At 74.3% G+C, this 12,571-nt stretch carries 8 protein-coding genes; all 8 read left to right on the forward strand.

Annotation, left to right across the window (positions count from 1 at the left end; all coding sequences use genetic code 11):
• The first annotated feature begins 117 nt into the window (after nucleotides 1-117).
• The 8 genes from BKA21_RS19140 (at nucleotide 118) to BKA21_RS18670 (ending at nucleotide 12,570) form a co-directional block, all read left to right on the forward strand.
• A complete protein-coding gene (locus BKA21_RS19140) occupies nucleotides 118-333 on the forward strand; it encodes a YlxR family protein (RefSeq protein ID WP_373308219.1) in 216 nt (71 codons plus the stop codon).
• Between the two features lie 160 nt (nucleotides 334-493).
• The gene (gene infB, locus BKA21_RS18640) at nucleotides 494-3,427 is read left to right on the forward strand and encodes a translation initiation factor IF-2 (RefSeq protein ID WP_140460454.1); all 2,934 of its coding nucleotides are present in this window, start codon (nucleotides 494-496) and stop codon (nucleotides 3,425-3,427) included.
• 182 nt (nucleotides 3,428-3,609) lie between these two features.
• Nucleotides 3,610-4,050: a 30S ribosome-binding factor RbfA gene (rbfA, locus tag BKA21_RS18645; protein ID WP_140460455.1), complete on the forward strand. Its 441-nt coding sequence runs from the start codon at nucleotides 3,610-3,612 to the stop codon at nucleotides 4,048-4,050.
• A gap of 110 nt (nucleotides 4,051-4,160) precedes the next feature.
• Entirely contained in the window at nucleotides 4,161-5,057 is an 897-nt protein-coding gene (gene truB, locus BKA21_RS18650) for a tRNA pseudouridine(55) synthase TruB (RefSeq protein ID WP_239072964.1), read from the forward strand.
• A gap of 196 nt (nucleotides 5,058-5,253) precedes the next feature.
• Nucleotides 5,254-8,553 (forward strand): glycoside hydrolase family 9 protein, encoded by a 3,300-nt coding sequence (locus BKA21_RS18655; protein WP_140460457.1) that lies wholly within the window; start codon nucleotides 5,254-5,256, stop codon nucleotides 8,551-8,553.
• 140 nt (nucleotides 8,554-8,693) lie between these two features.
• Nucleotides 8,694-9,698, forward strand: coding sequence for a bifunctional riboflavin kinase/FAD synthetase (locus BKA21_RS18660; protein WP_140460458.1), 1,005 nt, complete (start codon nucleotides 8,694-8,696; stop codon nucleotides 9,696-9,698).
• A 124-nt stretch (nucleotides 9,699-9,822) separates the two neighbouring features.
• Nucleotides 9,823-10,092: a 30S ribosomal protein S15 gene (gene rpsO, locus BKA21_RS18665; RefSeq protein WP_140460459.1), complete on the forward strand. Its 270-nt coding sequence runs from the start codon at nucleotides 9,823-9,825 to the stop codon at nucleotides 10,090-10,092.
• A 243-nt stretch (nucleotides 10,093-10,335) separates the two neighbouring features.
• Nucleotides 10,336-12,570 (forward strand): polyribonucleotide nucleotidyltransferase, encoded by a 2,235-nt coding sequence (locus BKA21_RS18670; protein WP_140460460.1) that lies wholly within the window; start codon nucleotides 10,336-10,338, stop codon nucleotides 12,568-12,570.
• Nucleotide 12,571 lies beyond the last annotated feature (1 nt).

A 12,571-nucleotide genomic window follows, 5' to 3' on the forward strand; every position in this document is an offset into this window, starting at 1 on the left:
CTCCCCGTGCCGCGCAGGCGGACCCCAGATCCCGCACCTCCCGTGCCCGACCAGGGTCCTGCCCGCACGTGCGTGGGGTGTCGTGCGACCGCCCACCGGTCGTCCCTGCTGAGGGTGGTGCTGGGTCACGACGACGCGGGAGATCCCGTGCTCGTCGTGGACGAGCGCCGCCGGATGCCGGGGAGGGGAGCCTGGCTCCACCCCGACCTGCACTGCCTCGAGCTCGCCGTCCGCCGGCGGGCGTTCCCGCGGGCCCTGCGTCACGCGGGGCCCCTCGCGGGCGAGGTGCTCGCCGCTGCCGTGGCACGGCACGCAGGTCACGACCAGCAGTGAACGAACGACGCCGGACGAGGTCCGACGTCGACCGCCGACAGGGAAAGCGGGTCTGGAAGCCGATGGCTACCCGATGAGCACGCACCGATGAGTACCCAGCGATGAGTACCCAGCACTAACGACGGTCCGACCTGTCCGGGCGGACCGAGACAGGAGAGATGTGGCCAAGGTCCGCGTCTACGAGCTCGCCAAGGAGCTCGGGGTCGACAGCAAGACCATCATGACCAAGCTGAACGAGCTCGGAGAGTTCGTCCGCTCGGCGTCCTCGACGATCGAGCCGCCCGTCGTGCGCAAGCTGCGCGACACCTACCCCGTGGGCGGCTCCGGCAACGGCTCGTCCGCGCCGAAGCCGGCTCCCGCGCGCCCCGCGGCGCCGGCGCCCGCAGCCCGTCCGGCCGCTCCGGCCCCCGCCCCCGCGGCGGCTCCGGCAGCGCCCGCCCCGGCAGCACCGGCAGCGGCAGCACCGTCGGCGCCCGCGCCGGCCGCTCCCGCGCCGCGGGCCCCGCAGCCCGCACCGGCCGCCCCCGCGGCCGAGGTGCCCGCCCCGCAGGCGCCGGCCGCCCGCCCCGCGGCGCCCGCGCCGCGCCCGGCGACGCCCCGCGCCGCCGGCACGAGCGCCCCCGGCGCCCGGCCCGGTCCGCGCACGCCCGCCGCACGTCCGGGCAACAACCCGTTCGCGCCGTCCCAGGGCATGCCCCGTCAGGGCGGCGACCGCGAGCGTCCCGGCGGCGAGCGCACCGGCGGCGGCGACCGTCCCGGCGGCCCGCGTCCGGGCGGTCCCCGTCCCGGCGGCCCCCGTCCGGGCAACAACCCGTTCGCGCCGTCCCAGGGCATGCCCCGTCCCGGTGACCGGCGCCAGGCCGAGGGTGCACCCGCGGGTGCCTCCGGCGACCGTCCGGGCGGCCCCCGCCCGGCGGCCCCCCGCCCCGGCGGTCCGCGTCCCAACCCGGGCATGATGCCCGGCCGCACCTCGAGCGGCGTCGGTCGTCCCGGCGAGCGTCCGGCCGGTGCCGGTCGCGGCGGCCCGGGCGGCGGCGGCGGTCGTGGCGGCTTCGGCGGTCGTCCCGGCGGCGGTGGCGGTGCCCCCGGCGCGGGTGGCGGCGGCTTCGCCGGTCGTCCCGGCGGCGGCGGTCGTCCCGGCGGCGCCGGTCGCGGCAGCACCCAGGGTGCGTTCGGCCGTGCGGGCGGGCGTCCCGTCCGCGGGCGCAAGTCGAAGCGGGCCAAGCGCCAGGAGTTCGAGCAGATGCAGGCGCCGTCGCTGGGCGGCGTGTCCGTCCCGCGCGGCAACGGCAAGACCGTCATCCGGCTCCGGCACGGGTCCTCGCTGAACGACTTCGCGGACAAGATCGACGCCAACCCGGCCTCGCTCGTGACCGTGCTCTTCCACCTCGGCGAGATGGCCACGGCCACGCAGTCCCTCGACGAGGACACGTTCGGCGCGCTCGCGACCGAGCTCGGCTACGTCATCGAGATGGTCTCGGCCGAGGAGGAGGACCGCGAGCTGCTCGGGTCCTTCGACATCGACCTGGACGCCGAGCTCGAGGGCGAGGGCGACGAGGACCTCGTCGCGCGCCCGCCGGTCGTCACCGTCATGGGTCACGTCGACCACGGCAAGACCAAGCTCCTCGACGCGATCCGGTCCACGGACGTCGTCGCGGGCGAGGCCGGCGGCATCACCCAGCACATCGGTGCCTACCAGGTGCACACCACGCACGAGGGCGCCGACCGTGCCCTGACCTTCATCGACACCCCGGGCCACGAGGCGTTCACCGCCATGCGTGCCCGTGGTGCGCAGGTCACCGACATCGCGATCCTCGTGGTCGCGGCGGACGACGGCGTGATGCCCCAGACGATCGAGGCGCTCAACCACGCGCAGTCGGCCAACGTGCCGATCGTCGTCGCGGTCAACAAGGTGGACAAGGAGGGGGCCAACCCCGACAAGATCCGCCAGCAGCTCACCGAGTACAACCTCGTGGCCGAGGAGTACGGCGGCGACACGATGTTCGTGAACATCTCGGCGCTGAAGCGCACCGGCATCGACGACCTGCTCGAGGCCGTCCTGCTGACCGCCGACGCGTCGCTGGACCTGCGGGCCAACCCCGACAAGGACGCCCGCGGCGTGGCCGTCGAGGCCAACCTCGACAAGGGTCGCGGTGCGGTCGCCACGGTGCTGGTCCAGTCCGGCACGCTGCACGTCGGCGACGCGATCGTCGCGGGCACGGCCCACGGCCGCGTCCGGGCGATGTTCGACGAGCACGGCGAGACCGTCGCCGAGGCCGGCCCGGCCCGTCCGGTGCAGGTCCTCGGGCTGGCCTCGGTCCCGAGCGCCGGCGACACGTTCCTCGTGGCGCCCGACGAGCGGACCGCACGGCAGATCGCGGAGAAGCGCGAGGCCGCCGAGCGTGCCGCCCTCCTGGCCAAGCGCCGCAAGCGCATCAGCCTCGAGGACTTCACGCAGGCGCTCCAGCTGGGCAAGGTCGAGACGCTCAACCTCGTCCTCAAGGGCGACGTGTCGGGTGCCGTCGAGGCGCTCGAGGACGCGCTGATGAAGATCGACGTCGGCGAGGAGGTCGCCCTGCGCGTCATCCACCGCGGCGTCGGTGCCATCACGCAGAACGACGTCAACCTGGCGACGGTCGACAACGCGATCATCATCGGGTTTAACGTCAAGTACGCGGAGCGCGTCGAAGAGCTGGCCGACCGCGAGGGCGTCGACGTGCGCTTCTACTCGGTCATCTACCAGGCGATCGACGACGTCGAGGCCGCCCTCAAGGGCATGCTCAAGCCGGAGTACGAGGAGGCGCAGCTCGGCACCGCCGAGATCCGCGAGATCTTCCGCTCCTCCAAGCTCGGCAACATCGCCGGTGCGCTCGTGCGTTCCGGGGAGATCCGCCGCAACTCCAAGGCACGCGTGCTGCGGGGCGGCAAGGTCATCGCCGACAACCTCACGATCGAGTCGCTCAAGCGGTTCAAGGACGACGCCACCGAGGTCCGCGAGGGCTACGAGTGCGGCATCGGCCTCGGGTCGTACAACGACCTGCGCGTCGAGGACGTCATCCAGACGTTCGAGATGCGGGAGAAGCCCCGCAGCTGACGTCCGACGGGGGTGGGTGGCGACACCCACCCCCGGCCGACCTCCGGGAGGGGGCGGCGGGCCTACCGCGGGCCTGGCGGCCCGTGCCAGGCCCACCACGGCCCGCCGCCCCCTCCCTGCGGTCGGCCTCGTTCGTCGTCCCGCCGCCGGCGGGCAGAGGGTCAGAAGAGACGAGATCACACATGGCAGACACAGCACGGGCGCGCAAGCTCGCCGAGCGGGTGCAGCAGGTCGTCGCCCGCATGATCGACACCCGCGTGAAGGACCCGCGGCTCGGGTTCGTCACGGTCACCGACGTGCGCGTCACCGGTGACCTGCAGCACGCGGACATCTACTACACCGTCCTCGGCGACGAGGAGGCGCGGACCGGCTCCGCGGCGGCGCTCGAGAGCGCCAAGGGGCTCATCCGCTCCGAGGTCGGCAAGCAGACGGGCATCCGGCTGACGCCGACGCTCGCGTTCCACCTCGACGCCGTCCCCGAGACCGCCGCGCACCTCGAGGCCGCGCTCTCCGAGGCGGCGCGCCGCGACGCGCAGGTCGCCGCGCTCGCCGCGCAGGCCCGGCCCGCGGGTGACGCCGACCCCTACCGGCACCGCGACGAGGACGACGAGGACGCCGGGTGAGCGCACCCGGCGCACGCCGGGCACCGCGCGACCCCGACCGGCCGCGGCAGGTCCGTGACCCCGACGCACCCCGCCCCCCGCGCCGGCCCACGGCCGCCGACGGGGTCGTCGTGGTCGACAAGCCCCAGGGCTGGACCAGCCACGACGTGGTCGCACGCATGCGCGGCATCGCCGGCACGCGCAAGGTCGGGCACGGCGGCACGCTCGACCCCATGGCCACCGGTGTGCTCGTCGTCGGCATCGGCCGGGCCACCCGCCTGCTCACCTACGTCTCCGGCGCCGACAAGGACTACGACGCCACCGTGCGCCTGGGCGTGACCACCACGACCGAGGACGCCGAGGGCGACGTCCTGACGGTCCGGGACGCCTCCGGGGTCGACCGGGCCCAGGTCGAGGCCGCCGCGCTGCCGCTCACCGGCGACGTCCTCCAGGTGCCGAGCGCGGTCTCCGCGCTCAAGGTCGACGGGCAGCGCGCCTACGCGCGCGTGCGTGCGGGCGAGACCGTCGAGCTCGCCGCGCGGCCCGTGACGGTCGCCCGGCTCGACGTCGTGGACGTCCGGACCGCGCAGGTCGAGGCGCCCGACGGCAGCACAGTCGCCGTGCTGGACGTCGACGTCGCCGTCACGTGCTCGTCGGGCACCTACGTGCGCGCGATCGCACGCGACCTCGGGGACGCCCTCGGCGTGGGCGGGCACCTGACGGCCCTGCGGCGCACCCGCGTCGGCGGCTACACGCTCGGTGCGGCGCGGACGCTCGACGACCTCTCCGCCGGCCCCGCGGACGAGCCCGTGACCGTCCTGCCGCTGGCCGAGGCCGCCCGCGCCGCGCTGCCGGCGCGCGAGCTGAGCGAGCCCGAGGCGCGCGCCCTGTCCTACGGGCAGGCCATCGGCGCGGGTCCCGGCGACGACGGGCCGACGGCCGCGATCGGTCCCGACGGCTCGCTGGTCGCGGTGGTCGCGCTGCGCGGCACCGGCGTCCGACCGCTCGTCGTCTTCGCCCCGGCCTGACGCGCGACCGCTGCCCGGCGCGACCCCGGCCCGGCGCGACGCCTGGTCGTGCTCCCCGTCGCGTCGCCGCGGGCTGCTCGACCGGAGCGTGCCTAAACGTTTCCGTCTCGCGGCCGGCCTTCCGTGGTCCTGGACGCACCCCTAGCCTGGCGCACGTCGTCGCACACCGTCGTGCGGCGCCCGTGAGGGGGACGAGATGGCGCGACGCAGGGGACCGCACGTCGGGGCGGCCGCAGGAGCCGTGGTCGGCGCCGCGGCGATGGTGCTGGCAGGCCTCGTGCCCGCCGCCGCCGTGGACGACGGGTTCGACGACGGCCCCGGCGGATGGGTGGCGTACGGCACCGCGGGCGAGGCCGACACCAGCAGCGGCGCGTTCTGCGTCGACGTCCCCGCCGGCTCGGCCCAGTACGCGGTCGGCGTCGTGCTCAACGGCGTGGCCGTCGAGGAGGGCGCGACGTACACGCTGGCGTACACCGCCACGGCGTCGACCGACGTCACGATCCGCGCGCTCGTCGGCCAGAACGGTGCCCCGTACGGCACGGTCCTCGACACGAGCCCTGCGCTGGCGTCGGAGCCGGCGCCCGTCGAGGAGACCTTCACGGCGGGCGCGACCTACCCCGCGGCCCCGACCGACGAGGAGCCGGAGGGGCAGATCGCCTTCCAGCTCGGCGGCTTCACGCCCGACGCGTGGACGTTCTGCCTCGACGACGTCTCCCTGACGAGCGACAACGAGCTGCTCCCGCAGACGTCGTTCGCCGACGGGCTCGGGCCGTGGGGTCTGTACGGCACGGCCGACCCGACCTTCGCCGACGGCGAGATGTGCGTCGCGGTGCCCGGCGGCAACGCCAACCCCTGGGACGCCGGGCTCTCGTTCACCGGCCTGCCGGTCGAGGAGGGCCAGAGCTACGTGCTGAGCATGACCGGCCGGACCGAGCCGTCCACGCCGGTCCGGGTCCTCGTCGGCGAGGGCGGCGGTGCGTACCGCACGGTCCTCGACCAGGGGGCGGCCACGCTCGGCACGTCGACCACGACGCTCGAGTACCCGTTCACCGCCGCCCTGTCGTTCCCGTCCGACGGCACCGCGCCCGGCCAGGTGGCCGTCCACCTGGGCAAGCAGGCGCCGTACACCTTCTGCGTCCAGGAGATCTCCTTGACCACGTCGGCGACCCCGCCGCCGCCCTACGAGCCCGACACCGGGCCCCGCGTGCGCGTCAACCAGGTCGGCTACCTGCCGCAGGGCCCCAAGCGCGCGACGCTCGTCACCGACGCCACGGAGCCCGTGGCGTGGCAGCTCCTCGCCTCCGACGGGTCCGAGGTCGCGACCGGCACGTCGCAGCCCGTCGGCGCCGACGCCTCGTCGGGCCAGGACGTGCACGTGCTCGACCTGTCGGACGTCCGCACCACGGGCACCGGGTTCACGCTCGTGGCCGACGGTGAGACCAGCCATCCCTTCGCGATCGACGCGGACCTGTACGCCCAGCTGCGCTACGACGCGCTGAACTACTTCTACCTCGCGCGCTCGGGCACCGACATCGAGGCGTCGATCGTGGGTGAGGAGTACGCGCGTGAGGCCGGCCACGTGGGGGTGGCCCCGAACCGGGGCGACACCGACGTCCCCTGCATCGGGCCGCGCGACTACTACGACGGCTGGACGTGCGACTACACGCTCGACGTGACCGGCGGCTGGTACGACGCGGGCGACCACGGCAAGTACGTCGTCAACGGCGGCATCGCCGTCGCCCAGCTGCTGTCGACGTACGAGCGCACGCTCACGGCGCCCACGGCCCGGGCGGGTGCGCTCGACGACGGCACGCTCGACCTGCCCGAGCACGGCGACGGCGTCCCGGACGTCCTCGACGAGGCGCGCTGGGAGCTGGAGTGGATGCTGAAGATGGTCGTGCCGTCCGGCGAGTACGCCGGCATGGTGCACCACAAGGTCCACGACGAGGGCTGGACGGGGCTGCCCCTGATGCCCGCCGACGACCCGCAGGCGCGCTCGCTGCACCGCCCGTCGACGGCCGCCACGCTCAACCTGTCCGCGGTCGCGGCCCAGGGTGCGCGGCTGTTCGAGGCCTACGACGCGGAGTTCGCCGCGACGCTGCTCGCCACGGCCCGCTCGACGTACGAGGCGGCGCTGGAGCACCCCGAGGTGTACGCCCCGGCCGCGGCCGGCGCCGACGGCGGCGGTCCCTACGACGACGCGAACGTGGCCGACGAGCTCTACTGGGCGGCTGCCGAGCTGTACGTCACGACGGGGGAGCAGCGGTTCGCCGACGACCTCACCGCGAACCCGACCCACACCGGCGTCGTCTTCGACGGCGGCGGCTTCTCGTGGGGCAGCACGGGAGCCCTGGGCCGGCTCAGCCTGGCGACGGTGCCGAACGGCCTGGCCGACCGCGGTGCCGTCCGCGCGTCGGTGGTCGAGGCCGCGGACGCGTACCTCGCCGCCCAGGGCGACCAGCCGTGGGGCTCGGTCTACTCGCCGACGACCGGGGCGTACGACTGGGGCTCGAACTCGTCGGTGGCCAACATCCTCGTGGTGATCGCCACCGCGTACGACCTGACCGGTGACGAGCAGTACCTGCGCGGCGTGCTCGAGGGCCTGGACTACCTGTTCGGGCGCAACGCGCTCAACAGGTCGTACGTCACGGGCTGGGGCACGGTCGCGTCGGAGAACCAGCACTCGCGGTGGTTCGCCGCCCAGCTGGACCCGTCGCTGCCGCACCCGCCGCCGGGCTCGCTCGCGGGCGGTCCCAACTCGCTGACCGGGACGTGGGACCCCACCATGCAGGCGGCGTTCACCGAGGGCTGCGCCCCGGCGACCTGCTACCTCGACGAGATCAGCTCGTGGGCGTCCAACGAGATCACCGTCAACTGGAACTCGGCGCTGTCGTGGGTCGCGTCGTTCGTCGCCGACCAGGGCGACGGCTCGGTGCTCGCGGTCGCGCCGGCGGTCACGACGCAGCCGACGGACGCCGTCGCACCCCGGGGGGAGACCGCCACGTTCACGGCGGCCGCATCCGGCGTGCCCGCGCCGTCCGTGCAGTGGCAGGTGCGCGGGCACCGCGGCTGGAAGGACGTGCCGGGCGCGACGTCGACGACGCTCGAGGTCGTGGCCGCGCGCGCCGTCGACGGGGCGCGGTACCGGGCGGTGTTCACCAACGCGTCGGGCTCGGCGACCACCGGGACGGCCCGGCTGCGCGTCGAGCGGGCCGCGCCGCAGGTGCTCGAGCACCCCGAGCCGGTGACCGCCCGGGTGGGCACGTGGGCCACGTTCACGGCGTCCGCGCAGGGCTACCCCGAGCCCGCGGTGCGGTGGCAGGTGCGCCGCGGGAGCGGCCGCTGGGTCGACGTGCCGGGCGCGTGCAGCACGACGCTGCGGGTGCGGGTGAGCGCGCTGGCCGCGGGCACGTCCTACCGCGCGGTGTTCCGCAACGCCGAGGGCACGGCGACCACGGACGCGGCCGCCCTGACGCTGCTGCCGCGGCGCAGCTGACGCCTGCGCTGCCGACGCGTGCGGCGGGCCGTCGACGGCCCGCCGCACGTGCCCCGCGTCGTCCGGGGGCCGTGCGGCGTGGCAGGCTTGTCCGTCGGGCCTCGCGACGGGCGTGGCCGGTGGTGGCGACGGGAGCGCGCGTGCTGGTCTGGACCGAGCTGTCGCAGGTGCCGGCGGACTTCGGACCGTCGGTGGTCACCCTCGGCAACTTCGACGGCGTGCACCGCGGGCACGTGGCGGTGCTGACGCAGATGGTCGCCGACGCCCGGCGTGCGGGCGTCCGTGCGGTCGCCGTGACCTTCACGCCCCACCCGGCGCAGGTGCACCGCCCCGACGAGGCCCCGCCGCTGCTGTGCGGCGACGAGGACCGCCTCGAGCTGCTGGCCGCGACGGGGCTGGACGCCGTCCTGCTGGTGACGTACACGCTCGCGTTCGCGCGGCAGACGCCCGAGGAGTTCGTCTCCCGCTGGCTCGTGGAGCACCTCGCGGCCCGCACGGTCGTCGTCGGGCGGGACGTGCGCTTCGGCTGGAAGAACTCCGGCGACCTGTCGACGATGCGCGCGCTGGGCGAGCGGTTCGGGTTCGACGTCGAGGTCATCGACGACGTGACGCCGTCGGCCGGCGCGGACCCGGCGGGCGCCGAGGTCCCGCCCGCGCGCCGCTGGTCGTCGACCTGGGTGCGCGAGCTGCTCGAGCGGGGTGACGTGGCGGGTGCCGCGCACGTGCTCGGCCGGCCGCACCGCGTGCGCGGGCGGGTCGTCCACGGCGATGCGCGCGGGCGCGACCTGGGCTACCCCACGGCCAACCTGGCGCAGGACGCGACCGGCATGGTCCCGGCCGACGGCGTGTACGCGGGCCGCCTGCGCCGTGTGCGCGACGCGGCCGGCGCCCCGGTGCCCGACGGCGCCCCGGACCGCGTGCTCCCCGCGGCGGTCTCGGTCGGCACCAACCCGACGTTCGACGGCACGCAGCGCCGCGTCGAGGCCTACGTGCTCGACCGCGACGACCTGGACCTGTACGACCAGGAGGTCGTCGTGGAGCTGGTCGAGCGGATGCGTCCCACGCTGCGCTTCGACTCGGTCGAGGAGCTGTGCGTGCAGATGGCCCGCGACGTCGAGGACGTGCGACGCGTGCTCGACGCCTGACGGCCCGACCGGCGCGGTGCTGCCGCCCTGCTAGAGTGAACGTGCCGTACGACCGGCCGCGGACCGAGAGAGCCCGGGTGGACATGCCCCGGTGCACCGCGCAACGAGAAACCTGAGGAGCACCGTGTCGCTCGACAACGCCACGAAGCAGGCCATCATGGCCGAGTATGCAACGCACGAGGGTGACACCGGCTCGCCCGAGGTGCAGATCGCGGTGCTCACGCGCCGCATCAACGACCTGAACGAGCACCTCAAGACGCACAAGCACGACCACCACAGCCGTCGCGGGCTGCTGCTCCTCGTGGGTCGGCGTCGTCGTCTGCAGGCCTACCTGCAGAAGATCGACATCAACCGCTACCGCAGCCTGATCGAGCGCCTCGGTCTGCGTCGCTGACCACCGCACCAGCCCGGACCGTGACGGTCCGGGCTGGTGCTGCGTCGGGCCCTGTCCGTGCCGGACGGGTCCCGGGTGCGGCCCCGCGGACGCGGGGCACCCGCACCACCCGTAGTGCCACACACCGCGCCGACCCGCTCGTCCGGTCCTCGGTAGTGGCTCCCGTGACCCGCTGGGTCCGGGGACCACGGTCGAAGACCGCCGCGGGGCTGGGCGGCGCCTTCGAGGAAGAGGAGGGCACCCGTGGAGGGTCCCGAGATCCAGTTCGCCGAGGCCACGATCGACAACGGTCGCTTCGGCACCCGCACCGTCCGGTTCGAGACGGGCCGCCTGGCCAAGCAGGCCGCCGGTGCCGCCGTCGCGTACCTCGACGAGGAGACGATGCTGCTGTCGGCCACGACGGCCGGCAAGCACCCCAAGGACCACTTCGACTTCTTCCCCCTCACGGTGGACGTCGAGGAGCGCCAGTACGCGGCCGGCAAGATCCCCGGCTCGTTCTTCCGCCGCGAGGGCCGCCCCTCGACCGAGGCGATCCTGGCCTGCCGGCTCATCGACCGCCCGCTGCGCCCCCTGTTCGTCAAGGGCCTGCGCAACGAGGTCCAGGTCGTCGTGACGGTCCTGTCGATCAACCCCGACGACTCGTACGACGTGCTGGCGATCAACGCCGCGTCGATGTCGACGCAGCTGTCCGGCCTGCCGTTCTCCGGCCCCGTCGCCGCGACGCGCCTCGCGCTCGTCGACGGCCAGTGGGTCGCGTTCCCCCGGTACTCCGAGCGCGAGCGCTCGACGTTCGACATGGTCGTCGCCGGCCGCGTCGTCGGCGACGACGTCGCGATCGCGATGATCGAGGCCGACGCGCCCGAGGGCTCGTGGGCGCTCATCCACGGCGGCGGCGGGACCGTGCCGACCGAGGAGGTCGTCGCGCAGGGCCTGGAGGCCGCGAAGCCGTTCATCAAGGCGCTCGTCGAGGCCCAGCAGTCCCTCGCGCAGCAGGCCGCCAAGGAGACCCAGGTCTTCCCGACGTTCCCCGACTACCAGCCCGACGCGTTCACCGCCGTCGAGCAGGTCGCCACGGGCCCGCTCGGCGAGGCGCTGTCGATCGCGGACAAGCAGGACCGTGAGGGCCGCCTGGACGAGATCAAGGCCGACGTCGTCGCCCAGCTGGCGGCGCAGTTCGAGGGGCGCGAGAAGGAGCTCTCGGCGGCGTACCGCTCGCTGCAGAAGCAGCTCATCCGCCAGCGCATCCTCACCGACGGCTTCCGCATCGACGGCCGCGGCCTGCGGGACATCCGCACGCTGTCGGCCGAGGTCGAGGTGCTCCCGCGGGCGCACGGCTCGGCGATCTTCGAGCGCGGCGAGACCCAGATCATGGGTGTCACCACGCTGAACATGCTCCGCATGGAGCAGCAGATCGACTCGCTGTCGCCCGAGACGCGCAAGCGGTACATGCACCACTACAACTTCCCGCCCTACTCCACGGGCGAGACGGGCCGCGTCGGCTCCCCGAAGCGTCGCGAGATCGGCCACGGCGCGCTCGCCGAGCGCGCGATCGTGCCGGTGCTGCCGTCGCGCGAGGAGTTCCCCTACGCGATCCGCCAGGTCTCCGAGGCGCTGGGCTCCAACGGCTCGACGTCCATGGGCTCGGTCTGCGCCGCGACGCTCTCGCTGCTCAACGCCGGTGTGCCGCTGCGCGCGCCGGTCGCGGGCATCGCGATGGGCCTGGTGTCCGACACGGTCGACGGTGAGACCCGCTACGCGGCGCTCACCGACATCCTGGGCGCCGAGGACGCGTTCGGCGACATGGACTTCAAGGTCGCCGGAACGCGGGAGTTCGTCACCGCGATCCAGCTCGACACCAAGCTCGACGGCATCCCCGCCTCGGTGCTGGCCGGCGCGCTGACGCAGGCCAAGGACGCGCGCCTGGCGATCCTCGACGTCATCGGCGAGGCCATCGACGTCCCGGACGAGATGAGCCCGTTCGCGCCGCGCGTCATCACGGTGAAGGTGCCGGTCGACAAGATCGGCGAGGTCATCGGCCCCAAGGGCAAGATGATCAACCAGATCCAGGAGGAGACCGGCGCCGACATCTCCATCGAGGACGACGGCACGGTCTACATCGGCGCGACCGACGGCCCGTCGGCCGAGGCGGCGCGGGCCGCGGTCAACGCGATCGCCAACCCGCACATGCCGGAGATCGGCGAGCGCTTCGTCGGGACGGTCGTCAAGACCACGACGTTCGGCGCGTTCGTGTCGCTCTCGCCGGGCAAGGACGGGCTGCTGCACATCTCGCAGATCCGCAAGCTCGTCGGCGGCAAGCGTGTCGAGAACGTCGAGGACGTCGTCCAGATCGGCCAGAAGGTCCAGGTCGAGATCGGCGAGATCGACCCGCGCGGCAAGCTGTCGCTGCACGCCGTGGTCGACGAGGAGCCGGCTGCCGAGGGCGAGAAGGCGGCCGCGCCGGCCGGCGACGACGCCTGAC

The organism is Cellulomonas oligotrophica (assembly GCF_013409875.1).
Taxonomy (GTDB): domain Bacteria; phylum Actinomycetota; class Actinomycetes; order Actinomycetales; family Cellulomonadaceae; genus Cellulomonas; species Cellulomonas oligotrophica.